Below are 24,862 nucleotides of genomic sequence, written 5' to 3'. Positions count from 1 at the left end.
TTTCCGCACGATGACGCTGACCGACCAGTTGCCCGCCGAGACCGATCCGGACACCCTGCTCGACGCGTTCACCACGTGGACCGCCGAGCAGGGCATCGAGCTGTACCCGGCGCAGGAAGAAGCGCTGATGGAAGTGGTCACGGGCGCCAACGTGATCCTGTCCACGCCCACCGGATCCGGCAAGAGCCTGGTCGCGACCGGAGCCCACTTCACCGCCCTGGCCACCGGCCGCCGCACCTTCTACACCGCACCGATCAAGGCGCTCGTCTCGGAGAAGTTCTTCGCGCTCGCGGAGACCTTCGGCCCGGACAACGTCGGCATGATGACCGGCGACAGCAGCGTCAACGCGGACGCGCCCATCATCTGCTGCACGGCGGAGATCCTCGCCAACATCGCCCTGCGCGACGGCGCGGACGCCGACGTGGACCAGGTCGTGATGGACGAGTTCCACTTCTACGCCGAACCGGAACGCGGCTGGGCCTGGCAGGTGCCGCTGCTGGAACTGCCGCGGGTGCAGTTCCTGCTCATGTCGGCCACGCTCGGCGACGTGTCGTTCTTCCGGGACGATCTCACCCGCCGCACCGGCCGGGAGACCAAGGTGGTCAGCTCCGCCGAACGGCCGGTCCCGCTGAACTTCCGCTACGCCACCACGCCGCTGCACGAGACGATCGAGGAACTGCTCGGCGGCCACCAAGCCCCGATCTACGTGGTGTACTTCAACCAGCAGCAGGCCGTGGAGCAGGCGCAGGCGCTGATGAGCGTCAAGGTCGCCGACCGCGAACAGCGCGACCGCATCGCCGAAGCGCTCGGCGGTTTCCGGTTCAGCGCGGGCTTCGGCAAGACGCTGGCGCGGCTGGTGCGGCACGGCATCGGCGTGCACCACGCGGGGATGCTGCCGCGCTACCGCCGGCTGGTCGAACAGCTCGCCCAGCAGGGGCTGCTGAAGGTCATCTGCGGCACCGACACGCTCGGCGTGGGCATCAACGTGCCCATCCGCACCGTGCTGCTGACCGGACTGACCAAGTTCGACGGCAAGCGCACCCGCCACCTCAAGGCCCGCGAGTTCCACCAGGTCTCCGGCCGCGCCGGCCGCGCGGGCTACGACGACGCGGGATTCGTCGTCGCGCAGGCGCCGGAACACGTCATCGAGAACGAACGGGCACTGGCCAAAGCCGGTGACGATCCGAAGAAGAAGCGCAAGGTGGTGCGCAAGAAACCACCGGAGGGCTTCGTGTCGTGGAGCGAGAAGACCTTCGACAAGCTCGTCGGCTCCGAACCGGAACCGCTGCGGTCGAACTTCTCGGTCAACCACGCCATGCTGCTCAACGTCATCAACCGCCCCGGCGACACGTACGCCGCGATGCGGCGGCTGCTGACCGACAACCACGAGGACCGGCCCGCGCAGCGCAAGCACATCCTGCGCGCCATCGCCATCTACCGCGCCCTGCTCGCCGCCGGAGTGGTGGAACAGCTCGACGAACCGGACGAGAAGGGCCGGCGCGTGCGGTTGACCGTGGACCTGCAGTTCGACTTCGCGCTCAACCAGCCGCTGTCACCGTTCGCGCTGGCCGCGATCGAACTGCTCGACGAGCAGTCGCCGACGTACGCGCTCGACGTCGTCTCCACCATCGAGTCCACGGTGGAGAACCCGCGGCCGGTGCTGTCCGCGCAGCAGTACAAGGCGCGCGGGGAGGCCCTCGCGCAGATGAAGGCCGACGGCCTCGAGTACGAGGAGCGCATGGAGCAGCTCGAGGAGATCACCCACCCCAAACCCCTCGAGGAGATGCTCGAAGCCGCCTACGAGACCTACCGCAAGGGCCACCCGTGGGTGGCCGAGCACGAGCTCAAACCCAAGTCCGTGGTCCGCGACATGTACGAGCGGGCGATGAACTTCGTCGAGTTCGTCCGCCACTACGGGCTGGCGCGCTCGGAAGGGCTCGTGCTGCGCTACCTCGCCGACGTGTACAAGGCCCTGCGGCACACCGTGCCCGACGTGGAGAAGACCGAGGAGCTCACCGACGTCGTCGAATGGCTCGGTGAGCTCGTGCGCCAGGTCGACTCCAGCCTGCTCGACGAGTGGGAGAAGCTGCGCAACCCCGACGACGAGGCCGAAGCCCACGCCGGCGGCACCGTCGAGTCCGACGCGCAGCCGCCCGCCCGCGTCACCGAGAACAAGCGGGCGTTCCGCGTGCAGGTGCGCAACGCGATGTTCCGCCGGGTCGAGTTGTGCGCGCGGCAGCGCTACGACGAACTGGCCGAACTGGACGGTGCGGACGGCTGGGGCGTCGACGACTGGACCGCCGCGCTGGAGGACTACTTCGCCGAGCACGACGAGATCGGCACCGACGCCGATGCCCGCGGGCCGCGCCTGCTGCTCATCACCGAGGAGCAGCAGCGGTGGCTGGTGCGGCAGGTCTTCGCCGACCCGGCCGGTGACCACGACTGGGGCATCAGCGCGGAGATCGACCTCGCCGAGTGCGACGAAGTCGGCTACGCCGTCGTGCACGTGACCGGGGTGAACCAGCTCGCCGCGGTGTAGGCGCGGCTCGCTGGTGCGGGGAAAACGCGCCGCTGCTCCTGCACTAGCGCGGTGCAGGAGCAGCGGCGCGGTGCTCCCGCGCCCATCCGTTTCGCGCCGCGGTCCGCCGGAGCAGGCCCGCCGAGGAGGCCCGCCCGGAGCAGACGTGCGTGATGCTCGCGCACACCGATCAACTGCCCTATGCTGCACGCCCGCGGCGGAACCTCCGCCGCGGTGCACCCCGGCGCCGGGGCGCACCGGTCGTCGCGTGAAGGAGTTCGCATGGTTCCGCAGACCGTTGCCGTGGGCATCGACGGTTCCTCCGAATCGGCTCAGGCCCTGCGCTGGGCAGCGCAATACGTCCGGGGAACCGGCGGGATCGTGCACGCGATCTCCGTGTGGCACCAGCCGGTGCAGCTCGGCTACCGTCTGCCCTCCTCGGAAGGGGAGCTGGAGAAGCAGGCGCGGCGCGAGCTCGACGACGTGGTCGAACCGCTGCGCAAGGAGTTCAGCGACGTCGACATCAGACCGCGGTTGCTGCGGGGTCACCCGGTCGACGAGCTCATCGTCCTGTCCAAGCAGGCCGACATGCTCGTGCTCGGCCACCAGGGGCACGGCGCGTTCACCGGCATGATGGTCGGTTCGGTGGCCTCGAAGCTGGTGCACCACGCCAAGTGCCCGGTCCTCGTGGTGCGGTAGCGCACGGGGTGCCCGCCGCGCAGGAGGCGGCCGCCGTCGCCGCGCTCGACGGACTGCTGCACTGCGGCCTCGGGGCGGGGCCCGGCGGCGGTGCGCCCGAACAGGTCCTGCTGCGGCTGGTCGAACCGGACTCGCGGGAGGGGACGCGGACATGAGGGTGATCATCTGCGGTGCGGGGATCGCCGGGCTGGCGCTGGCGAACCGGATCGCGGCGCTGGGCGGCGAGGTCGTGGTGCTCGAACAGGCGCCCGGTCCTCGCCCGCAGGGCTACATGATCGACTTCTTCGGGCCGGGCTACGACGCCGCCGAGGCGATGGGGCTGCTGCCCGCCATCGCCGAGCGCGCGTACGACGTCGAGGAGGCCTGCTTCTTCGACGCCCGCGGCCGGCGCCGCGCCCGGATGCGCACCGCGCAGTTCGGCGGCGCACGCCTGTGCAGCATCATGCGGCCGGACCTGGAAAGCGTGCTGCGCGAAGCCCTGCCGGATGCGGTCGACCTGCGCTTCGGTGCGCGGCTGACCGGTCTCGGCGAGGAGCCCGACGGCGTGCGCGTCGGACTCGACGACGGCACGGAGCTCACCGCCGACCTGCTCGTCGGTGCCGACGGCATCCACTCCTCGGTGCGCGAGCTGGTCTTCGGCGAGGAGTCCCGGTTCCTGCGCGATCTCGGCATGCACACCGCGGCGTTCACCTTCGACGCGCCGCGGATCCACGCCGCCGTGCGGGGGCGGTTCTGCCTGAGCGACACGATCGACCGGCAGGTGGGCTGCTACGCGCTGCGCGACGGCGGGGTGGCGGCCTTCGCGGTGCACCGCTCGGCGAATCCGGAGCTGCCCACCGATCCGCGCTCGGCCGTGCACGAGGCCTACCGCGGGATGGGCTGGGTGGTGCCCGAGATGCTCGACCGGTGCCCGCCGTCGGAGGAGATCTACTACGACCGGGTCGCGCAGGTGCGCATGCCGCAGTGGAGCTCGGGTCGGGTGGTGCTGCTCGGCGACGCCTGCTACGCCGTCTCACTGCTGGCGGGTCAGGGCGCGTCGCTGGCGATCGCCGGGGCGTACGTGCTGGCCGACCGGCTCGCCCGGGCGGATTCCGCACCGGCGGGGCTGGCCGACCACGAGCGGCTGTGGCGGCCGGTCGTCGAGGACAAGCAGGAGGTCGGCCGCACGGCCGCGAGGTGGTTCCTGCCCGCTTCCGAACGGCAGCTGCGGTTGCGGCGGGCGATGCTGGCACTGGCGCGCCTTCCCGGGATCGACCGCTACGTGGCCGGGGCGCTGGCGGGCAGGTCCAGCGCGCTCATCGCCGAGCTGCGCCGCAGCGGGCGGGTCCCGCACCTGACCGGTTGAGCCCGCGACCGGCCCGCTGACGTGTCCGACCGGCTGGCTGCGGCCGGTCGGCTGGTCCAGGGCCGCCCGGGCGGAAAGCGGGGCGCCGGCGACGCGGTGTCCGCCGACGCCCGTCTTCGGGCGGTGGCGCCGTTCAGTCCAGACCGACGACCTGGCCGCGCTCGTCGATGTCGATGCGTTCAGCCGCCGGAGATGACCCCAACCCGGGCATGGTCCTCATGTCACCGCAGATCGGGTAGACGAACCCGGCGCCGACGGAGGCGCGCACCTCCCGCACCGGCAGCGTCCACCCGGTCGGAGCGCCGAGCAGCTTCGGATCGGAGCTCAGCGACAGGTGCGTCTTGGCGATGCACACCGGCAGGTTCCCGAAACCGTTGGCCTCGTAGCTCTCCAGCGAACGCTGCGCCGCCGGCTGGAACGAGACGCCGTCCGCGCCGTAGACCTTCCGCGCGATCGTTTCGATCTTGGTGCGCAGATCCGCCTCGTCCGGGTAGAGCAGCTCGAACTCGCGCGGTTCCTCCGCTGCTTCCACCACCGCCTCGGCCAGTTCCACGGCGCCCTTGCCGCCCTCGGTGAAGTGGTCGCTGACGGCTACCCGGGCGCCCTCGTCCTCGGCGATCTCGCGGATCCTGGCGTGCTCGCTCGGGTGGTCGCCGGGGAAGGCGTTGATGGCCACCACCGGCGTGACCCCGTGCATCCGGATGTTCTGGATCTGCTTGCGCAGGTTGTCCGCCCCGGCGGAGACGTCGTCCGGGTTCTCCTGCAGCAGCTCGGCGGGCAGCGGTTTGCCCGCCACTACGTTGAACCGGCCCGAGTGGGCCTTCAGCGCGCGCACCGTCGCCACCAGCACGGCCGCGTCCGGCCGCATCCCGGACGTGCGGCACTTGATGTTGAAGAACCGCTCCGCGCCCATGTCCGCGCCGAAACCGGCCTCGGTGACCAGGTAGTCGCTGCCGCGGCTGGCGATGAGGTCGGCGACGATCGAGGAGTTGCCGTGGGCGATGTTGCCGAACGGGCCCGCGTGCACGAGCACCGGTGTGTTCTCCGTGGTCTGCATCAGGTTCGGCTTCAACGCTTCGCGCATGAGCACCGTCATCGCGCCGGCGGCCTTGAGCTGCTCGGCGGTGACCGGTTCGCCCTCGCGCGTGTAGCCGACCACGATCCGGCCCATGCGCTGGCGCATGTCCTGCAGCGAGGTGGAAAGCGCCAGGATCGCCATCACCTCGCTGGCCGCGGTGATGTCGAAACCGGTCTGCTGCGGCTCGCCGTCGGCTTTGCCGCCGAGCCCGCTGACGATGTTGCGCAGGTCCCGGTCGTTGACGTCGAGCACGCGCCGCCACGTGATCCGGTGCGGATCGATGCCGAGCTCGTTGCCCTTGTGCAGGTGGTTGTCCACCATCGCGGCCAGCAGGTCGTGCGCGGAGGTCACCGCGTGCATGTCGCCGGTCAGGTGCAGGTTGAGCGATTCCATCGGCACGACCTGGCTGTAACCACCACCGGCAGCACCGCCCTTGATGCCGAAAGTCGGCCCCATCGACGGTTGCCGAACCGCCACGGCGCTGCGCTTGCCGAGGTGGTGCAATCCCTGGCCCAGGCCGACGGTCGTGGTGGTCTTGCCCTCGCCCAGGGGAGTGGGGGTGATCGCGCTGACCACCACGTACCGGGCACGTGGACGATCGGCGAGTTCCTCGGTGGCGTCCAGCGAGATCTTCGCGACGTTGTGCCCGTACGGTTCGAGGAGGTGCCGGCCGATGCCCATGTCGGCGGCGACATCGGTCAGCGGTTTGAGCTCGGTCGCCCGGGAGATGTCCAGGTCGTTGGGAAGGCTCATGGTGACTCCACTGCGGTTGGCGGGGTGTTGCGGGGGTGGTGGGCGCCCGGCGCGCCCACCACCCGCGGCGTCAGGCCGGGACCTCTCCGATTCGTCGGGCCGTTTCCTGCCGCCATTCGACCGTTTTCGACACTTCGTTGAACGTGTACAGGTGCCAACCGGCGATGCCGTGCCCCGGGTCGTCCAGGTAGGGCATGAGCTCGTCGATGATGTTCTGCGGCGTGTAGCGGGTGAGCAGCTTGCCGACCATCCCGGACTGCTTGCGGAGGAAGCGCACCGACTCGCCCAGACCGATCTTCAGCGAGATCCGCATGAGCTTGCGCGCGTCGACCACGCCCGGCATGCCGATGTAGATCGGCAGTGCCAACCCGCGCTCGCGGACGTCCTTGACCCACGCCAGGGTCGTCTCCGCGTCGAAGCAGATCTGGGAGACGACGTAGTCGGCGTAGCGGGACTTGTCCTCCAGCGCCTGCGCGAGCACGTCGTCCGGGATGGACGCGTGCCGCTCCGGGTAGCCGCCGATGCCGACGCGGTTCGGTCGGCGCCCGAGCTCCTCCATCGCCCGCAGCAGCGACAGCGCGTCGCCGAACTCGCCGGCCTCGGCCGCATCGCCCCCGATGACGAACACCTCGCCGATCCCGGCCGCGTCGATGCGGTCGAGGATCTGCTCCAGGTGCGCGCGGTCCCGCACCAGGCGCGCGGCCAGGTGCGGCACCGGCTGGAGATCGCGCCGGGCGAGCTGCTCGGCGGTCTCCAGCGTGGCGTCGATGCCCTTGGACTCCGTGGAGGTGATCGTCACGCACGTGCCCGGGGAAAGGGAGGTGACCTGGTCGAACACCCCGCTCAGCGGCAGCACCTCGTAGCGTGCCGCTTCCAGCGAGCGGGAGAACCGGTCCTGGGTGGTCATCGTGCTCACCCCTTTCCCGCTACGCGGCCGTCTCGCGCAGGGCGCGCTTCGGGATGTCCTTGGTCGGGTCGAGGAACGGCTTTTCGACCACGACCGCGTCCTGCCGACCGTGCTGCGTGGCCACCACGAGCTCGGTCCCGACCTGGTGGTAGGCGATCGGCACCATCGCGAAGCCGATGTTGCGCTCCAGCCGGGGGGAGTAGCAGGCCGAAGTGACCTCGCCGATGCGCAGGCCGTTGGGGTCGTGCACATCGAACATGTCGATCATCTCGCCGTCGTTGAAGGAGCCGACGCCGGGCCCGCCGATCTCCACGCCCACCAGCTTGCGGGAGATGCCCTGCTCCTTGACCTGCTGCAGCGCCTGCTTGCCCATGAAGTCGGCTTCCTGCTCCAGGTCCACCATCCAGGTCTTCTCGAAGCCGTAGCCGACCTCGAACGGGTTGGTGTTCTGCGTGATGTCGCAGCCCCAGGACAGGATTCCCGCTTCGATGCGGCGGATGTGGCAGGGACCGATGACCCGCATGCCGTACGGTTCGCCGGCCTCCCACACGGTGTTCCACAGCTTCGTCCCGTCGCGGCTGGCGTTGTGCAGGTAGATCTCGTAGCCGAGCTCCGCGGTGTAGCCGGTGCGGGAGACGACGACCTGCATGCCGTTGAGCTCGCGGTCGACCGCGTAGTAGTAGGGCACGTCCAGGATGTCCTCGCCGAACAGGTCGACCATGACTTCCCGCGACTTCGGGCCCTGCACCTGCACCGGCCCGACGTCGGCCTCGCGGATCGTGACGTCCATGCCGAGGCTGTAGGCCAGTCCGCGGGCCCACAGCAGCACGTCCGAGTCCGCCAGCGACAGCCAGAAGTGGTTCTCACCGAGGCGGAGCAGGACCGGGTCGTTGATGATGCCGCCGTGCTCGTCGGTGATGAACACGTACTTGCACTGCCCGATCTTGCACTTGTGCAGATCGCGCGGCACGAGCATGTTCGCGAAGTCGAAGGCGTCGGGGCCGGTGATCTCCACCTGCCGCTCCACGCCGACGTCCCACAGGGTCACACCCTCCAGCAGGGCCCAATACTCGCCGATCGGGTCGCCGTAGTGCCGAGCGTGATAGGTGTGGTTGTAGACGCTGTAGAGCCCGACGCCGTGCTGACGCGAGGCGTAGAAGAACGGCGACTTGCTGATCCGCGGGTAGAGCAGAATACCCGGGTTGGGGTTGATGCTCATCGGGCACTCCTTTGGGCCGTGCGGGATGTTGGGTGGGGCGCGATGTGCAGTTGTGCCCTTCTTCGATTGTAGGTCCGAATTGGACTGCAGTGCTCGTCGAGAGCTACCGCGCCTTCGGAGAATCACGGCCGATGCGGAACTTTCGAGGACGAGGCGTCCGAGCGGGTGGAGATCAACACCGCGTGGACGTGCTCCTCGTGCCGCCGGTGGCGATCAGCGGACCCCGCTCCACCGCGGCCGCGTCGGTGATCCCGATCCGGGCGAGGTGGTGCGCCGCGCTGCATCCGAGGATGCCGGCGCCGAGGACGAGTACCCGTGCGCTCGAATCCATGACTGCCGCCCCGTTGCGTCAGCGTTGGTCCTTTGCAGCAGAGGGGGATGGTGTTGCGCTCACCACAACCTTCTGCGTGTAACGCAACAGTGCGCTATTGCGCCCAGGTTCGTCAAGCTCCTGGCGGAGCGAGGCTTCCGGGGTTGCCAAGGAGAATCCGAGCGGGTGACAGATGTCGGGGTGGCGTTATACCGAGACGAAAGAGTTCCGGTTAGAGAACGTTCCGTATCGTCTGTTCGAAGTGGTCGACGTGGGCCACCGCGGTGCGTTCCGCGCGTTCGACGTCGCCGGCGACGACGGCCTCGAGCAGCTCCGCGTGCTCGGCCACGTGATCGTCCATGTTCGGCAGCCGGTCGAAGAACAGGTACCAGATCCGCAGTGCCAGGTTGTAGTAGTGCCCCAGCGTGCTCTCGAGGTAGTGGTTGTGCGTGCAGCGGTAGATCGCCCGGTGCACGCGCGCGTCCACGTCCATCACGCTCGCGCGCTCGGGGCGGGGCGAGGACCCGGGAAGCTTCCGGAGATCGTCCAATTCGGACCGGTCGGCCTCGGTGGCGCGCTCGGCCGCGCGGCGGGCCGCATGACCCTCCAATTGCAGGCGCACGTCGGCGATCAGGGCGTGATCGGTGATGTTGACCTCGGTGACGAAGGTGCCGCGGCGCGGGTAGATCGCCACCAGCGAGTCCAGCTGCAGTCGTTTGACCGCCTCCCGCAGCGGTGTGCGGCCGATGTCCAGCTCGGCGGTGAGCTCGTCCTCCTGCAGCGGAGTGCCCGGGGCGAGCTGGAGGGTGAGGATCCGGTCGCGCAGCGTTCCGTAGGCGCGTTCCGCCTGCGAACTGCGGTCCTGCCGGGTACGCCGCGCGCCGTCGCTTCCGGTCGAACGGCCGCGCCCCGCCCGCCCGGCGGATTGATCGACGCCACGAGCCATGCTTCCCAGTCTAACCCACACACTGACATATCAGTTGTTGGTGACCCCGGTTGCCGGTGCGCCCGTCGCCGACGCCCCGTCGCTGATGAGCCCGTTGTTGAGGCTTTCCCGTCGTTGGCGGTTCTGCTGCGCCGGTGCCTCCTCGGCCCGGTCCTGGTCGACGGCCCGCGCGGAAACCGCCCGCACGGCAGCGCCCTGCTACTGCTGGCGCAGCGCCGTGGACAGGCGGCGGCGGTAGCGGGAGAACGCCTTGGGGTTGTTGAACGCGCACACCGCCACGGTGCGTCCGCCGCGGTGGTAGGTGGCGACGAAGCGGCGCGCGTGCAGGGACCCGTCGACGACGCGGACCTTGTCCTTCGGACCGGAGAACCCGGCGAACTGCAGCAGGTTGCCGTACTGCCGCGACCAGAACCGGGGAATCGCGGCGTAGTGCGAAACGGTCCACCCGGCGAGCAGGTTCCGCACGGCGACGGGCGGCTGGTTCATCGCCGTCCACCAGTGGTCGCTGCGCGCAGTGCGACCGCGCTGCGCCGGCAAGTGGCGGACGAGGTCGCCGACGGCCACCACGTTCGGCACGGCGGTGACGCCGCCGGGACTGGTCACCACCCCGTCGCGGACCTTCACGCCCGAGCCGCGCAGCCACTCGGTGGTCGGGCGGCTGCCGACCTCCACCACGACCAGGTCGGCGGGCAGCACCCGTCCGTCGGCGAGTTCGACCCCGGTGGCCCGGTCCCGGCCGAGCACCCTGCTGGCCGGTGTGCCGCAGCGCAGGTGCACGCAGTGCTCCTCGTGCAGTGCCAGCCACGTGGGGGCGAGCTCGATGCCGAGGGTGCGCGCCAGCGGCATGTGCTGCGCTTCGACGAGGGTGACGCGCGCTCCGCGGCTGCGGCAGGCGGAGGCGATCTCGGTGCCGATGAGTCCGCCGCCGATGACGACGACGCGCGTGTCCGGTGCGAGTTCGGTGCGCAGCGCGCGCGCCTGCTCGAGCGTGCGCAGGTAGTGCACGCCCCCGAGCTGTTCCGTTCCGGGCAGGGTGATCGGGCGGGCGCCGGTGGCCAGCACGGCGCCGTCGACAGCGACGGTGGTGCCGTCGTCGAGCGCGATGCACCCCTGCCGGGGCCGCAGCCCGATCGCTCTGGTGCCGGGGCGCCACTCCGCGTCGAGGGCGTCCTCCTCCTTCTCGGTGGCCAGCGCGAGCTCGTCCGCGGCTTGTCCGTCGGTCAGGAAGTCCTTCGACAGCACGGGTCGGTCGTAGGGGCGGTGCGACTCCTCGCCGATCATGACCAGGCGCCCGTCGAACCCCTGCTCCCGCAGCTCCTGCGCGGCGCGCCATCCCGCGATGGACGTTCCGACGACGGCGATCGACTTCATACCGCACGCCCGGATGCGCCGGGCACCCCGAAACGGCTCACACGCACCTCCGTTGCACCATCCAGAACCCAGGGTAATATGTGCAACAAATTTCGCTCTTGTGTTCCGATAGCGTCAAGAGGGATCCCAGATGGTTCCGGAAATGGCGTGTGGAACGGATACGGTTGGACCGTGGATAGTTCAGCGGAGACACACGGAAGGAGCTCGGGCGCTCTGGTGCAGTCCGTCGACCGGGCCGTCACCGTCTTGGAACTGCTGGCGCGGAACGGAGAAGCCGGCATCACCGAGATCGCCGCGGAGCTGGGAGTGCACAAGTCCACGGCTTCCCGGCTGGTCAGCGTGCTCGAGTCCCGCGGCATGGTGGAGCAGCTCAGCGAGCGAGGTAAGTACACGATCGGGTTCGGCGTCGTCCGGTTGGCCGGAGCGGCGACCGAACGCATGGACCTGCCACGGCTCGGGCGGCCGTTCTGCGACTCCCTGGCCTCCGAGCTCGGGGAAACGGTCAACATCGCGATCCGCGACAACGACGTTGCCCTGAACATCAGCCAAGCGCGCGGCACCGCCGCGGTGACCGCGCACAACTGGGTCGGGCAGCGCACCCCGCTGCACGCGACCTCCAGCGGCAAGGTCCTGCTCGCGCACGCCCCGGCCGAGGACCAGGACGACATCCTCGCGCTAGAGCTGCAGAGCTACACGAACAGGACGGTGGTCGATGCAGGACAGCTGCGCAAGGACTTCGATGTGATCGCGCGTGACGGTTACGCGGCGTCCTTCGAGGAGCTCGAACTCGGACTCAACGCCGCCGCCGTGGCCGTCTACAACCAGGACGGTTCCGTCGTCGCTGCGCTCAGCGCCTCGGGGCCGTCCTACCGCTTCTCGCGACGCCGAGTCCGCGACGTCGTCGGCTCGATGCGCGTGGCGGCCAAGGAACTGTCCTCGCAGCTCGGTTACCTCGGAGTCTGAGGAGGCCGCGCGGTCAAGTGGAATCTCGGCCGATGGGAGCGCTCGGCCGCAGGTTGCACGTGACAGCGCGGTGCTCCGCGGGAAGACGCCGAGCGAGGGCGCCGTCCAGCGCTCCGCTGCTCAGCGGTCGCCGCTCAACGGCCGCTGCTCAGCGGTCGCCGCGGCGCGGTTCGTCCGCGCGCCGGGTCGGTTCGGAGGCGGTGGTCCCGCCTGACGCGGCGCGGGTCGCTCCGTCGTCCGTCCGCGTCGGTTCGGCCGGCACGTCCTGGCGAGTGCGCGGGGCCGGATGAGCAGGTGCTTCGGAATCCGCGGGCAGATCCGGTCGGGTGCCGTGCCGCCGGGACGCGGCGTGCGCACCGCCCGGTGCGGCCGATGCCGGGCGGTCCGGTCGCTGGGCTGCGATGTAGCGGCCCTGGGCGAGGAGGACGAGGAGGCCGACCACGAACGCGGCGACGGCGAGCACGAGTGCGAACGTGAGGGACTCGTGCCACCACAGGGCGGCCGCCACGCCGCAGCCCGCGCCGCACGCGGCTGCCAACACGTGGAAGAGCAGATGAACGCCGTAGCCCTGCACGGTCAGTGACCTCCTGCGTCGGTGTCCCGTGAAGCGGTGCACTCCCCGACACCGTCGGACCGCGCCGTGCGCGTGTTACGCCGAGCGCGGTCACCGCCGCGGTGGGCATCGCCCGCGCTCCCCGCTGCTTCGCACGTGCGGCGCAGTGGGCAACGGTCGGGGAGGACGGTGACGAAACTGCCCTCCCATCGTACTCGCCCAGGTTGATCGTTTTGTCCGTGTCGGCAGGGCGTGGTCGCGAGCCGCGGCGCATCCGCACCACCGCGCATCACCCGTCAGGGCGTGAACCGGCTTCGTGTCCAGCGAAGCCTTCGTGCAGGCCCTACCGTCGACGCGGAAGGTCGAACGCGTCGGAATTCCGCACGTCGAAGCCGCCCCCGCCGCGGGCGGCCGACCGAACGCGGACGCGCGGGCCCGAAACGCCCGTCGGTCCACGGGCGTTTCGAAGAACGATCTGCTGCGCTTCGGGGGGTGGGGCGAGTGCTGAACTCGCTGACCGCATTCGCCGCGTTCGCGGGGGTGCTGATCACGGTCATCCTCGGTGCCTCGCTGGCGATGTGCTGGTACGAGCACCGCATGCTCGGCACGCGTCCCGCACGGCGCACCGCCGCCGGCCACCGGCACCGCTGCGACCCGGCGGCGCCGGCGCCCGCACCGGGGCCCGGCGCCGAGCACTCCCCGCCCGCCGGTGGAGTGCCCGCCGATCGATCCCCGACCGAACGAGCGTCCTCCGAGCGAGGACCTCTTGATCACGCATCCGGGGAGCGGGAGCCCGCCGTCGAGAGCGCACCGGTCGGTGCGGCACCGCTGCCGGCCGCGCGCCGCATCACTCCGGCCGCCTCCACCGGCGTCGCGCTGCTGGCCCTGCTGCTGACGGTGGCTTCCCGGAGCGGGCAGGCGCATCCGCTGATCGACACCGACCGGCGCGCCGGCACCGCGCAGCGGCGCGCCCGACGGGCGCACCTGCTGGTTCGGTCGGGCTCACCCGTCGGACGGGTCTCAGGGGCCCTCGGTGAGCACGTGGAAGTCGGCGAAGTCGAACCCCGGGGAGACGACGCAGCTGACCAGGGTTTCCACCGTCGGCGCGGCACTGGCGCACTGCCACGTGCGCGCCGGGGCCAAGGCCTGCGGTCGCTGGCCCGCGCCCGCGCCGAGTGAGATGTGCTCCGGGTGCTCCGCGGGGAGCTCGCCCTCGCCGCCGAGGTACAGGCTGAGCGGACCGCCCCGGTGCCACATCCACAGCTCGGCCGACTCGACCGTGTGCCACCGGGACGACTCGCCGGCGGTGAGCAGGAAGTAGATCGCCGTCGCCGACGGGCGCAGAGCCCCGTCCCGGGAGAGCGTGAACGGGCTCGTCCAGGTGCGCCGGTACCAACCGCCCTCCGGATGCGGGAGCAGGTCGAACTCCTCGGCGGTGTGGCTGCGGGTCTCCAGTGACAGGAAAGTGCCGTCCTGGCCGCAGCGCGCGTAGTACACGCTGACCACCGCCGAACGGTCGACCGGACCGTAGACGTGCGGGAACGGCGTGTCGGGGTGCACGCCCGGCGGCGGGGCGGGAGCAGCGGCTTCCCAGCGCAGCGGTGCGTCGATGCGCTCCGGGTCGAGTTCCACGGCGATCATCGGCTCGTTCGCGTCCCGGTAGAGGTTGTTCGCCACGGCCAGCGTGGTGGCCAGATCCGGCGAGCAGTGCACGAAGCCCTCGTGGTCGAGCGACGCGGGCCGCAGCGGTTCGGTGCGTTCGGCCTGGAACACGCTCAACGGCAGCAGGTGCAGTACGGTCGATCCGATCACGGTGCCAGTCTCCCCCGGCGGTCCGCTGTGGATGATGCAGGGTGTGCTACGGCGCAGGTACGGATCGGTACCGAACGCGGCCGGTTCCGCCGTGGGACGCGGCAGGATCGGCCGCGTTCGCCGTCCGTGCTGCGCCCCTGGGAGGGCTGGCCCGGACCCTGGCAGGCTGGTCCGACACCGAGGACCGGCAGCGGAACGTCAACGGAGGTGCACGGCATGGCGCGGATCGCGGTGCTCGACGACTACCAGAACGTCGCCCGGGAGTACGCGGACTGGGATTCCCTGCCCGCGACGGCGGAGTTCTTCACCGACGCCGTCTCCGGCCCGGACGAGCTGGTCGAGCGGTTGCAGCCGTTCGAGATCGTCGCGGCGATGCGGGAACGCAGCGGATTCCCCCGCGAGGTGCTGGAGCGCCTGCCGAACCTGCGGCTGCTGGTGACCACGGGCATGCGCAACGCGGCGATCGATCTGGACGCCGCGCGGGAACTGGGCATCACCGTCTGCGGCACGAGCAGCGGCACCCCGGAGGCGGCCTGGGTGCCGACGACCGAGCTGACCTGGGGCCTGATCTTCGCGCTGTTGCGCAACATCCCGCAGGAGGACGCGCGCGTCCGCGCCGGCCAGTGGCAGGGCAGCGTGGGGCTGGAACTGCACGGGCGCACCCTCGGTGTGCTCGGGCTGGGGCGCTTGGGCAAGCAGGTCGCCACGATCGGCCGCGCGTTCGGCATGCACGTCATCGCGTGGAGCCAGAACCTCACCGAGCAGGACGCGGCCGCGGTGGGGGTGCGCCGGGTGGACGAGGACGAGCTGTTCACCGGCGCCGATGTGCTGACGATCCACTCGGTGCTCAGCCGGCGCACGCGCGGGCTGGTCGGCGAACACGAGATCGGGCTGATGCGCCCCGGGGCGTATCTGATCAACACCTCGCGCGGCCCCATCGTCGACGAGGCGGCGCTGCGCGAGGCGCTGCACGCGGGGCGGATCGCCGGGGCCGGGATCGACGTGTTCGAGCGGGAACCGCTGCCGGTCGACCACCCGTGGCGCAGCACGCCGCGGACGGTGCTCACACCGCACCTCGGTTACGTCACCGACGGCACCTACCGCGCCTTCTACACCGAGACCGTCGAGGACATCCGCGGCTACCTGGACGGTGCGCCGGTGCGGGTGCTCAACGGGGCGAACACCTGACACGCCTCCGCCGCGGCGGCGCGGGGCTGCGCGGCAGCTCGCCGGGGGTCCCGCTTCGGTGGGGACCTCGTTGAGCAGGGGTGACGTAGGTCGTAACCGGGATGTTGACAGGCGGGGGCCGAACCGGCCGTTCTCGGCTACCGGAAGCCCGCTTGACGTGGGGCGAAGCGTGCAACACGGTCATACCAACCAGTCGGTCCGCCCGTCAGAACGTTGATCAAGTGGAGCCCGCAATGACCGCGAGCCACCAGCAAGCCCCGCGCAAACTCCGCGCCGCGGCACTCGTCGCCAGTTCGATCGAGTGGTACGACTTCTTCATCTACGCCACGGCGGCCGCCCTCGTGTTCGGCCCCCTGTTCTTCCCCGCGAGCACGCCGCTGATCGGGGTGCTGCTGTCCTTCGCCACCTTCTGGGCCGGCTTCGTCGCCCGCCCCATCGGTGGACTGCTGTTCGGCCACTTCGGAGACCGGATCGGCCGCAAGCCCGCCCTCGTCACCTCGCTGATCCTCATGGGCGCGGCGACGTTCCTCATCGGGTTGCTGCCCAGCGCCGCGACCATCGGCGTGGCCGCACCGATCATCCTCGTCGTGCTCCGGTTCCTGCAGGGGCTGGCCGTCGGTGGCCAGTGGGGCGGCATCGTGCTGCTGCTGACCGAGAACGTGTCGTCCTCCCGCCGCGGGATGGCCGGATCGTTCGGCCAGGTCGGCGTGCCGATGGGCGTCTTCCTCGGCAATGCGGCCTTCCTGCTCATGGGCGTGCTCGCGCCGGGCGAGGCGTTCCTGAGCTGGGGCTGGCGGGTGCCGTTCATCGCCAGCGCCGTGCTCGCGCCGGTGGTGCTGTTCATCCAGCTCCGCGTCGAGGACACTCCGGTGTTCCAGCGCCTCCGCTCGGAGAAGGAGCACGCCGAAGCCGCCCAGCCCAAGGCCCCGCTGCTGGAGGTGCTGCGCACGCACTGGCGCACCGTGCTGCTCGGCTCGGGCCTGCTGTTCGCCTCGAACTCGATCTTCTACATCAGCATCTCCGGGATGCTCGACTACACCACCCGGGAACTCGGCATGGAACGCACGGCGATCCTCACGGTGACGCTGTTCAGCTCGGTCGTCGGCGTGGCGGTCATCTTCCTCAGCGGACGGTTGAGCGACGTGTGGGGACGGCGACCGCTCGTGTGGATCGGCAGCGGCCTGCTCGTGCTGTGGGCGTTCCCGTTCTTCTGGCTCACGAACACCGCGACCATGGTGGGCGTGACCATCGCCGCCGCGGTCGGCAGCATCGCCTCGAGCTTCAACTACGGCCCGCTGGCGGCCTACATCAGCGAACTGTTCGCGCCGCGGGTGCGCTACTCGGGGGCCTCGATGGCCTACCAGCTCGCGGCGATCCTGGTCAGCGGCGGCACACCGTTCCTGATGACGGCGCTGCTGGCCGCCACCGGCACCACGGCCGCGGTCTCGGCGTTCCTCGTGCTGATGGGGCTGGTCACCTTGGCTTCGGCCGCACTGCTGCCGGAGACGCTGACCGGAGGGCGCCGCTCGACGGCTGCGGTGGCGGAGTCGTCCGCGCACTGACCGGCGCACCGTCGCAGGCGGACCGCCCGGCACGTCCGGGCGGTCCGCCTGCGGCGACCTCGTCTACGCGGCGTGGCCCCCTCCGCGATCGTCGTGGCAGGGACGAACTGGTCAGCTGCTGGGATCAAGTGGCATCCGAGCAGCCGCAGCTGCGGCGCGGAACCAGCTGCGCCGCGGGAACGCGATCGCGTGCCGCGGGCGAGCGCAGCGAGGCCACCGCTTCCTCCGCCATGCTCACCAGCGGCTGCTGGATCGCCGTCAGCGCGGGCACGGTGAAGGCCGCATCGCCGGTGCCGTCGCAGCTGATCAGAGCGAGTTCGCCGGGCACGGCGAGGCCGCGGGCGCCTGCCGCCGCCAGCACGCCGATCGCCTGCTCGTCCGTGGCGACCACGAGTGCGGGCGGGAGTTCGCCGCGCGCGGCGAGATCGGCGGTGAGGTCGCGGGCCGCCGCGCGCTCCGCGGCGCACCGCAGCAAGGGCCCGCCGGGGCGCACGTCCTGCCAAGCCGCCCGCCGCTGTCCGAGCGGTCCGCGGTCGTGCGCGCCGGCGAGGAACCCGATGTCGTCGTGGCCGTGGCCCCGCAGGTGCGCCACCGCCTCGGCGACCGCGGCGGTGTTGTCGGTGGCCACGAGCGGCAGCGAGGACCGCGCCGGTCGATGGTGCACGTACACCGCCGGAGTCGCGCCCGTGTCGACCACCTCGTCGGCCTCCTCCCCCGTGGGGACGAGCACCAGGCCGTCCACCTGAGCCGAGCGGAACGCGCGCACCGCCGCGTCGTGCTGGGCGGGGTCGAAGTCGGCGTTGGCGATCAGCGTCAACGCGCCGGCGCTCCCGAGCGCCCGCTCCAAGTGCCGGCCGAGCGCGGCGAAGTAGGGGTTGAGCGTGTCCGGCAGGACCAGTCCCACCATGCCGGAGGACCCCGAGCGCAGCGCCGCGGCGATCCGGTTGCGGTGGTACCCGAGCTCGTCGGCCGCGCGCAGCACGCGCTCGCGCGTCGCCGCCGCGACCGGTCGCGGTCCGCCGTTGAGCACGTAGCTGACCACGGCCGCGGAGGTTCCGGCGCGCCGGGCCACATCGCTCATCGTCACCGCCACGGCCAACCCCCTTCGCACGGGTGTGCACGCTGATTCTAATCGTTTAGACTCAGGCGGTGAACGGGAGGTGCTCATGAGCGAGGAGGAAAACCCGGGGCAGCGCGGTTCGGTTCCGCCCGGGGCGTCGCGGTCCGAGGTCCCCCGCACCGCTGTTTCCCGGCCCGGCCTGCCCCAGCACGACCTGTCCCGGCCCGACCTGCCCCGGTACGACTTGCCCCGGTACGACTTGCACTGCCACCTGGACTGCAGCGTGCGGCCGGAGACGGCGGCCGAACTGGCCCTCGAGCAGGGCGTGCCGGTGACGCGTCCGGCGCGGGAACTCGTGATCGCACCGCCGGAATGCGGCAGCCTGCCCGTGTTCCTCACGCACGTCGAGTTCGCGATCAGCGTGCTGCAGTCCGCGCGGGCGCTGCGCCGCGTGGCGCGGGAACTCGTGCACGACTGGCACGCCGACCGGGTCGTCTACGGCGAGGCGCGCTTCGCCCCGCAGCTGCACACGCGCGCCGGCCTCTCCTCGGAAGGGGCGATCACCGCGGTCGCTGCCGGTCTCGCCGACGGCGCGGCGGAAACCGGGGTGCGCACCGGGTTGGTGCTGTGCTGCATGCGCGATGGTGCTCCCGGGACGAGCAGGCAGGTCGCCGAACTCGCGGTGCAGCACCGCGACGTCGTCGCCGGTATCGACCTGGCCGGGGACGAGCGCTGTCCGGGCGCGCCGCACCGCGCGGCCTTCGACGTGGCCCGTGCCGCCGGACTCGGAGTCACGATCCACGCCGGTGAGGGCGCGGGCCCGGACAGCGTGTGGGAGGCTCTCGACACGCTCGGCGCCGTCCGCATCGGTCACGGCGCGCGCTCCACGGAGGACCCCGCGCTGCTGCGGCGGTTGCGTTCCGACGGAATCACGGTGGAGACCTGCCCGACGAGCAACGTGCAAACCGGAGCGGTGGCCGGTTTCGCCGCGCACCCCGCCGACCGGATGCTCTCCGACGGGATCGCGGTGACCGTCAACACCGACGCTCGATCCACATCGGACACCACGTTGGACCGTGAGTTCGCCCGCATGACCGAGCACTTCGGGTGGAACCACGATCACGAGCGGCGTTGCCAGAGCAACGCCCGCGAAGCCGCGTTCGCGGTCGTTCCCGCGGAAGGTTCGTCTCATTAGGACTATTGCGAGATTCCGCAGCGGAACCTCCCGCGCGGGCCAGCTGCCCGGTCATCCGCACCGGTGAGCGAAACATCGGGCAGGCGCGGTGGGGCCCGCGTTCTCGGTCCGTGACAGACAGATCCGTGACAGGCCACCCCGTGACAGGCAGATCCGTGGCAGGCCAGCCCGTGAAAGGAGCTGCGTTGCAGCAGAACCTGCTCTTCGACGCCGATGACACCCTCTGGGAGAACAACCTCCTCTTCGAGCGGGCCATCGACCTGATCCTCGACCACGTCGCCGGCCCGGACCTGCCCCGCACGCAGGTCCGGGCGCAGTTGGACGAGATCGAAGCGGTCAACAGCCGTCGCCACGGTTACGGCGTCGACGTCTTCGAACGCAGCCTCGGCGAATGCCTCGCCGTCTTCCGCGAACCGGACAGCGCCGACCGGCAGCTGGTCACGACCGCGTGCGCGCCGATCCGGCAACGCCGCGTCGAACTCCTCGACGGGGTGCGCGAGACGCTGCACGAGCTGCACCAGCGGCACCGGCTGTTCCTCATCACCAAGGGCGACCGGATCGAGCAGTCCGGGAAGGTCGACGTCTCGGGACTGGCCGGGTACTTCTCCGAGGTCGTGATCGTGCCGGAGAAGGACACCGCGGTCTACGCCGACTTCGTCGAGGAACGCGGGCTGGACGCCGAGCGGACCTGGATGATCGGCAATTCACCGCGCTCCGACGTCTGGCCCGCACTCAAGGCGGGTCTCGGCGCGGTGCTCGTGCCGCACCCGATGACGTGGTCGTTGGAGGCCGAGGAGATCCCCGAAGAGCACGCGAAGTTCCGCTCCGTCGAGGCGTTCGCGCTGCTGCGCGAGCACTTCTGAACGGTGTTCTCGCCAAGATCACCCGCGTAGCGGTACGCACTCCGAGTCAACGCCCGACACGACGTGCATTGTGGACAACTTGTCACCTGACCGCGTGGGGACGGGTTTCAATTTTCATGAAAATTGAGTTGTCTGGAACGGATCCAGAGTGGGCGATGCTCGGGCAGACCGTGCCGCCGCGGTGCGGCCTGCCCGAGCGAGCTGGTTGCCCCGCTGGTTGCCCCCGCTGGTTGACAGCGCGGGTTCACGCCTCGTCGGCGAGTTGCTTGACGCGTTCGATGAGCCGTGCGCGCTCGGTGGCGTCCTGGGCGATGGGGGTGACGTTGAGCGTGGTCACGCCGGATTCCTTCATCGCGGCGAGCCGTTCCTTGACGTGCCCCTCCGAACCGACCAGGGAAGTCTTCTCCAGCAGTTCGCGCGGCACCGCCGCGGCCGCCTCGTCCTTCTTGCCGTCCAGGTACAGGTCCTGGATGCGCTCGGCCTCCTCCTCGTAGCCGTAGCGGCGGGCGAGGTTGTTGTAGAAGTTGCGGCCCTTGGCGCCCATGCCGCCGATGTACAGCGCCAGCTGCGGACGACCGAGGTCGAGCAGTTCGTCGAGCCCCTCGCCGATCGCCAGCGGGGCCTGCACCACCACGTCCAGCGGCGGCAGGTCCGGATCGCGGCGCTGCCGGCCCTCGCGCAGCGACTCCCCCCAGACCATGTCGGCCTTCTCCGGGACGTAGAAGATCGGTTCCCAGGCCTCGGCGATCTCCGCGGTCATGGCGACGTTCTTCGGCCCGATCGCGGCGATCATGATCGGGATGCGTTCGCGCACCGGGTGGTTGATCAGCTTCAGCGGCTTGCCCAAGCCGGTTCCCTGGTCCTCGGGCAGCGGGATCGTGTAGTTCTTGCCCTGGTGGTGCACGCGCTCGCGGCGCCAGACCTGCCGGCAGATGTCGACGATCTCCCGCGTGCGCCCCAGCGGCGCCTGGTAGGGCAGGCCGTGGAAGCCCTCGATGACCTGCGGTCCGGACGCGCCGATGCCGAGGGTGAACCGCCCACCGGAGACGTAGTCCATGCCCGCTGCGGTCATCGCGGTCAGCGTGGGCGTGCGGGTGTAGATCTGCAGGATCCCCGAGGCGATTTCCAAGCGATCGGTGCGCGCCGCGATGAAGCCCATCTGGCTGACCGCGTCGAAGGAGTACGCCTCGGGCACGTAGACGATGTCCAGGCCGGCCTGCTCGTAGGTGTTCAACTCCGCGACCGTTTCGCTGAAGCCTCCGCTGTAGTTCAGCGGCATTCCGATGCGCATGCTCGTCCTTTCCTGCTGCCGGAAGGGGTTGCGGCAGACCTCGTTGCGCGCAGGTTACCGATGCGTAAAGGTGTGCGGTAGCCCGAGCGGCGGCGTGGCCGTCGGAGCGGGCGCGTCCGCAGCGGCGAGCACGCCCGGGCCCGGGATCGGTAGCGTCGGAGGTGTTCCGGTCGTCGAGCGGGGAGGCACAGCGTGGTAGTCGTCCTGCACATCCTCATCACGGCGGTGTCCGTCTGGATCGCCACCGTGCTCCCCGGGATCGCGTTGGAAGGCGAGAGCACCGCCACCAAGGTCGGCACGCTGCTGGTCGTCGCCGCGCTCTTCGGGATCGTCAACGCGGTGCTCAAGCCGATCGCCCGGACGCTCGGGTGCGTGCTCTACGTGCTCACCCTGGGGCTGTTCGGGCTCGTGGTCAACGCACTGCTGTTCTGGCTGACCAGCTACCTCGCGGGGCAGCTGGCCCTGCCGTTCCACGTGGACGGTTTCTGGCCCGCGTTCTGGGGCGCGCTGATCGTGTCCCTGGTCAGCACGGCTCTCGGCAGCTTCGTGCGGCACCGCGACGTCGAACGGGTCTGAGACGTCGGAGGGGTCTGTCGAACGGGTCTGAGGCGGAGCGGGCCGGGCGGCCGGCGGTCTGCGAGGATGATCACCGCGCTGCTGTCGGAAGCCGCCGGGCCGGAAGAAGTCCTCGGCGCTACGCCCGTGGGAGGAGGCCGCATTGGAGGGCGCGGAGACCGCGGACTTGTTGCTGCTGTCGAGCGGGGCCAAGCACGGCTCCGGATTCCTCGAGCACGCCCTGGACGCGGTGGCCGAGCTGCTGGCCGGGCGGAAGAACCTGCTGTTCGTGCCCTACGCCCAGCGCGACCACGACGCCTACACCGCCCGCGCGGCCGAAGCCCTGGTGGACCTGGACGTGACCGTGCACGGCCTGCACCGCTGCGACGACCCGCACGCGGCGCTGCGCGAGGCCGAAGTGGTCTTCGTCGGCGGCGGGAACTCGTTTCGGCTGCTGACCGCGCTGCACGCGCAGGAGCTGGTGGGGCCGCTGCGGATGGCGGTCGAGCACGGCACCACCTACCTCGGGGCCAGTGCCGGCACGAACGTGGCCTGCCCCTCGCTGCGCACCAGCAACGACATGCCGATCGTGCAGCCGCGGTCGTTCGCCGCGACCGGGCTCGTGCCGTTCCAGATCAACCCGCACTTCCTCGACGCCGACCCGGACAGCACGCACATGGGTGAGACGCGGGAGCGCAGGCTGCTGGAGTTCCTCGAGGACAACGATGTGCCGGTGCTCGGCGTGCGCGAGGGTTCCTGGGTGCGTGTGCGCGACGCTCGCGCGGTGCTCGGCGGGACGACCGGTGCGCGGTTGTTCCAGCGCGGGGCCGAACCGCAGGAGGTCCCTCCCGAATCCGATGTGTCCTTCCTCCTCAACGCGGTCCCCCGCTTCGACACCGATTGAGATCGTCCCTCGAACGGGTGGGATTGCGGGGTGATTTGCTCGCCCGCAGGGACTTGCGAACTCGCGTGCGGTGTGCTCGTCGTTTCGCTGGGCGGCCTCCGGGTGCACGCGGCTGCTGCGCGGTGCGGCGCGTGTCCGAACGGGACGTGCCCCCTGTGCGGTGGTCTTTTCACGCAGCGTGGGGTGTGCTGCGCGGTGTAGTCGGGTTCGGCGGTACCCGGGGAAGGATGCTGCGGTGGCTGCGGAAGCACCGCGGGTAACCCCCTCGCCACGGCGCGATAACCTGGCCGTCCCCGCTGCGGCGACTCGCCGTGCAAGGCCGACAACCGAACAGGTCGAGCCTGTGCAAGGTTCGACACCACGACCGCGTGCGTACCGACGCTGAAGGGGTGGCCGGGAATGTTCGAACGCGACGACGAGCTCACGTATCTCCTGGACGATCTGGTGCACCGCGTTGCGGGAACCTGGCACGCCATCGCCCTGTCCCTCGACGGACTGCTCGCCGGCTCGTCGAGCGGATTGGCGGCCTCGTACGGGGAGCACCTGGCCGCTCTCGCCTCGACGTTGCAGAGCGTCGCCCGCGAAACCGGCCGGCGCTTCGCCGGCGGGGGAGTGCGCCAAACCCTCGTCGAAATGGACCACGGATTCCTGTTCGTCACGTCCACGCGCTCCGGCGCGTGCCTGGCCGTGCTGGCCGACGTCGACGTGGATCCGGGCGAGATCGCCTACGAGATGAACCTGATCGTCAGCCGCGTGGCCGACTGCGTGCACACGGCACCTCGGCCGGTGCTGGGCGCAGCGCACGCGTGACCTCCCGCCGGTGCGGTGACCGACGGGCGGTCGTGCGTTCCTCCGCGTGACCTCCGGTGGTTCCCGGCGGGCTGGTGACCACAGGCGGGTCGGCGATCACCGGGGCGGACCGGCAACCACCGGGCGGGTGCGCCCGTCAACCTGGGCCATTCCGCCCGGGGGCCGGGATCATTCGTCCGGGGTCATTCGTCCGGGGTCACTCCGCGGGAACGCGCGGGTCGGTGCCGGGCGTCGAGCGCGTCGTGATCGCGATGCGGTTCCACGCGTTGATCGTCACGAGGCTCCACGCCACGGCGGCGAGCTCGTCCTCGTCGAGGACCGCCCGCGCCCGCTCGTACACCTCGTCGGGGACCTGGTCGCGATGCACGAGCGTGACCGCCTCGGTCAGCTCCAGCGCAGCCCGTTCCCGCTCGGTGAAGAACGGTGCCTCCCGCCACGCGTTCAACGCGTGCATGCGCTGCTCGGTCTCACCGGCCGCTCGCGCCTCGCGGGTGTGCATGTCGATGCAGAACGCGCAGCCGTTGATCTGCGACGCGCGGATCTTGACCAGTTCGTGCAGCACCGGGTCGACCGACTCCCGGGTCTGCTGTTCCAACGCCGCCATCGCCCGGTAGATCCCCGGTGTGCTGGCGGCCAGATCGACGCGTTCAACCATGCTGTCCCTCCTCGATTCGCGCGGCTGCGCGCAGTTTCTCCGGATCGGCCGACGAGTCCCCGATAGAGCCGGCCTCGATCGGGGAGTCGTCGCACCGGGGAGACGTCCGTAGCAGGAGGAAACGTGACAGCTCCGCGCTGTGGTCGCGCGCACGGCGCAGGTGGTCGGGTGCGGCGCTGCGGCTCGCCCGGCCGGTCCGGGAACGTCGTCCCGGTGCAGGCCTGGAGCGCTGACCACCGCGCGGTGCCGGATCCGTCGTTCGTCCGGAGCGCCGCGGGGACAGCTCCGCAGGCGCGGGGAACGGG

General features: G+C 70.6%; 24 protein-coding genes. 12 read left to right on the top strand and 12 right to left on the bottom strand.

Annotation, left to right across the window (positions count from 1 at the left end; translation table 11 throughout):
• Window positions 1-10 precede the first annotated feature (10 nt).
• From ACVGV2_RS14745 to ACVGV2_RS14730, 4 genes are all read left to right on the top strand, one after another.
• Complete coding sequence (locus ACVGV2_RS14745) at window positions 11-2,539, top strand: DEAD/DEAH box helicase (protein WP_459166001.1); 2,529 nt, start codon at window positions 11-13, stop codon at window positions 2,537-2,539.
• A 261-nt stretch (window positions 2,540-2,800) separates the two neighbouring features.
• Complete coding sequence (locus tag ACVGV2_RS14740; protein WP_459162942.1) at window positions 2,801-3,217, top strand: universal stress protein; 417 nt, start codon at window positions 2,801-2,803, stop codon at window positions 3,215-3,217.
• A gap of 8 nt (window positions 3,218-3,225) precedes the next feature.
• Window positions 3,226-3,372 carry a hypothetical protein gene (locus tag ACVGV2_RS14735; RefSeq protein ID WP_459162941.1) on the top strand — a complete coding sequence of 49 codons (147 nt, stop codon included), beginning with the start codon at window positions 3,226-3,228 and terminating at the stop codon, window positions 3,370-3,372.
• A complete protein-coding gene (locus ACVGV2_RS14730; RefSeq protein ID WP_459162940.1) occupies window positions 3,369-4,562 on the top strand; it encodes an FAD-dependent monooxygenase in 1,194 nt (397 codons plus the stop codon). The genes ACVGV2_RS14735 and ACVGV2_RS14730 overlap by 4 nt, the downstream gene beginning before the upstream one ends.
• A gap of 133 nt (window positions 4,563-4,695) precedes the next feature.
• Here ACVGV2_RS14730 and ACVGV2_RS14725 read toward each other — a convergent pair whose 3' ends face one another.
• From ACVGV2_RS14725 to ACVGV2_RS14695, 7 genes are all read right to left on the bottom strand, one after another.
• Window positions 4,696-6,393, bottom strand: a complete 1,698-nt coding sequence (locus ACVGV2_RS14725; protein ID WP_459162939.1) for a formate--tetrahydrofolate ligase — start codon at window positions 6,391-6,393, stop codon at window positions 4,696-4,698.
• Window positions 6,394-6,463: 70 nt separating this feature from the next.
• Window positions 6,464-7,300, bottom strand: a complete 837-nt coding sequence (locus tag ACVGV2_RS14720; RefSeq protein ID WP_459162938.1) for a methylenetetrahydrofolate reductase — start codon at window positions 7,298-7,300, stop codon at window positions 6,464-6,466.
• Window positions 7,301-7,319: 19 nt separating this feature from the next.
• Complete coding sequence (locus ACVGV2_RS14715) at window positions 7,320-8,519, bottom strand: glycine cleavage T C-terminal barrel domain-containing protein (RefSeq protein WP_459162937.1); 1,200 nt, start codon at window positions 8,517-8,519, stop codon at window positions 7,320-7,322.
• A gap of 172 nt (window positions 8,520-8,691) precedes the next feature.
• Entirely contained in the window at window positions 8,692-8,850 is a 159-nt protein-coding gene (locus ACVGV2_RS14710) for an FAD-dependent oxidoreductase (protein WP_459162936.1), read from the bottom strand.
• A 211-nt stretch (window positions 8,851-9,061) separates the two neighbouring features.
• Window positions 9,062-9,775, bottom strand: a complete 714-nt coding sequence (locus ACVGV2_RS14705; RefSeq protein ID WP_459162935.1) for a GntR family transcriptional regulator — start codon at window positions 9,773-9,775, stop codon at window positions 9,062-9,064.
• A 30-nt stretch (window positions 9,776-9,805) separates the two neighbouring features.
• Window positions 9,806-9,961, bottom strand: a complete 156-nt coding sequence (locus ACVGV2_RS14700; RefSeq protein ID WP_459162934.1) for a hypothetical protein — start codon at window positions 9,959-9,961, stop codon at window positions 9,806-9,808.
• Window positions 9,962-9,973: 12 nt separating this feature from the next.
• Entirely contained in the window at window positions 9,974-11,146 is a 1,173-nt protein-coding gene (locus ACVGV2_RS14695) for an NAD(P)/FAD-dependent oxidoreductase (protein WP_459162933.1), read from the bottom strand.
• A 216-nt stretch (window positions 11,147-11,362) separates the two neighbouring features.
• Here ACVGV2_RS14695 and ACVGV2_RS14690 point away from each other — a divergent pair, with 216 nt between their 5' ends.
• Window positions 11,363-12,109, top strand: a complete 747-nt coding sequence (locus ACVGV2_RS14690) for an IclR family transcriptional regulator (RefSeq protein WP_459162932.1) — start codon at window positions 11,363-11,365, stop codon at window positions 12,107-12,109.
• Between the two features lie 148 nt (window positions 12,110-12,257).
• On the opposite strand, the gene ACVGV2_RS14685 is transcribed toward ACVGV2_RS14690, so the two are convergent.
• Together ACVGV2_RS14685 and ACVGV2_RS14680 are read right to left on the bottom strand one after the other, a co-directional pair.
• Window positions 12,258-12,683, bottom strand: coding sequence for a hypothetical protein (locus ACVGV2_RS14685; protein ID WP_459162931.1), 426 nt, complete (start codon window positions 12,681-12,683; stop codon window positions 12,258-12,260).
• A 999-nt stretch (window positions 12,684-13,682) separates the two neighbouring features.
• Entirely contained in the window at window positions 13,683-14,474 is a 792-nt protein-coding gene (locus tag ACVGV2_RS14680; RefSeq protein WP_459162930.1) for a cupin domain-containing protein, read from the bottom strand.
• A gap of 216 nt (window positions 14,475-14,690) precedes the next feature.
• On the opposite strand from ACVGV2_RS14680, the gene ACVGV2_RS14675 reads away from it, so the two are divergent.
• Together ACVGV2_RS14675 and ACVGV2_RS14670 are read left to right on the top strand one after the other, a co-directional pair.
• Window positions 14,691-15,662, top strand: a complete 972-nt coding sequence (locus tag ACVGV2_RS14675) for a D-2-hydroxyacid dehydrogenase family protein (RefSeq protein ID WP_459162929.1) — start codon at window positions 14,691-14,693, stop codon at window positions 15,660-15,662.
• A gap of 233 nt (window positions 15,663-15,895) precedes the next feature.
• On the top strand, window positions 15,896-17,224 hold the full coding sequence (locus ACVGV2_RS14670; protein ID WP_459162928.1) for an MFS transporter: 1,329 nt from the start codon (window positions 15,896-15,898) through the stop codon (window positions 17,222-17,224).
• A gap of 124 nt (window positions 17,225-17,348) precedes the next feature.
• Here the strand turns inward: ACVGV2_RS14670 and ACVGV2_RS14665 are convergent, their stop codons facing one another.
• Complete coding sequence (locus tag ACVGV2_RS14665; protein ID WP_459162927.1) at window positions 17,349-18,335, bottom strand: LacI family DNA-binding transcriptional regulator; 987 nt, start codon at window positions 18,333-18,335, stop codon at window positions 17,349-17,351.
• Between the two features lie 55 nt (window positions 18,336-18,390).
• Between ACVGV2_RS14665 and add the strand changes: the two genes are divergently transcribed.
• Together add and ACVGV2_RS14655 are read left to right on the top strand one after the other, a co-directional pair.
• The gene (add, locus tag ACVGV2_RS14660; protein ID WP_459162926.1) at window positions 18,391-19,479 is read left to right on the top strand and encodes an adenosine deaminase; all 1,089 of its coding nucleotides are present in this window, start codon (window positions 18,391-18,393) and stop codon (window positions 19,477-19,479) included.
• Between the two features lie 185 nt (window positions 19,480-19,664).
• Window positions 19,665-20,342, top strand: a complete 678-nt coding sequence (locus tag ACVGV2_RS14655) for an HAD family hydrolase (protein WP_459162925.1) — start codon at window positions 19,665-19,667, stop codon at window positions 20,340-20,342.
• Between the two features lie 244 nt (window positions 20,343-20,586).
• Here ACVGV2_RS14655 and ACVGV2_RS14650 read toward each other — a convergent pair whose 3' ends face one another.
• On the bottom strand, window positions 20,587-21,633 hold the full coding sequence (locus tag ACVGV2_RS14650; protein ID WP_459162924.1) for an LLM class F420-dependent oxidoreductase: 1,047 nt from the start codon (window positions 21,631-21,633) through the stop codon (window positions 20,587-20,589).
• 192 nt (window positions 21,634-21,825) lie between these two features.
• Here ACVGV2_RS14650 and ACVGV2_RS14645 point away from each other — a divergent pair, with 192 nt between their 5' ends.
• The 3 genes from ACVGV2_RS14645 (at window position 21,826) to ACVGV2_RS14635 (ending at window position 23,902) form a co-directional block, all read left to right on the top strand.
• Window positions 21,826-22,209, top strand: coding sequence for a phage holin family protein (locus tag ACVGV2_RS14645; RefSeq protein ID WP_459162923.1), 384 nt, complete (start codon window positions 21,826-21,828; stop codon window positions 22,207-22,209).
• Window positions 22,210-22,351: 142 nt separating this feature from the next.
• Window positions 22,352-23,092, top strand: coding sequence for a dipeptidase PepE (pepE, locus tag ACVGV2_RS14640; RefSeq protein WP_459162922.1), 741 nt, complete (start codon window positions 22,352-22,354; stop codon window positions 23,090-23,092).
• Window positions 23,093-23,491: 399 nt separating this feature from the next.
• Window positions 23,492-23,902: a roadblock/LC7 domain-containing protein gene (locus tag ACVGV2_RS14635; protein ID WP_459162921.1), complete on the top strand. Its 411-nt coding sequence runs from the start codon at window positions 23,492-23,494 to the stop codon at window positions 23,900-23,902.
• Between the two features lie 196 nt (window positions 23,903-24,098).
• On the opposite strand, the gene ACVGV2_RS14630 is transcribed toward ACVGV2_RS14635, so the two are convergent.
• On the bottom strand, window positions 24,099-24,557 hold the full coding sequence (locus tag ACVGV2_RS14630) for a carboxymuconolactone decarboxylase family protein (protein WP_459162920.1): 459 nt from the start codon (window positions 24,555-24,557) through the stop codon (window positions 24,099-24,101).
• Window positions 24,558-24,862: the final 305 nt, after the last annotated feature.

The organism is Bounagaea algeriensis (genome assembly GCF_054491375.1).
Note: the sequence above shows the minus strand (reverse complement) of the source record. Positions and strands in the feature narration are given on the sequence as shown.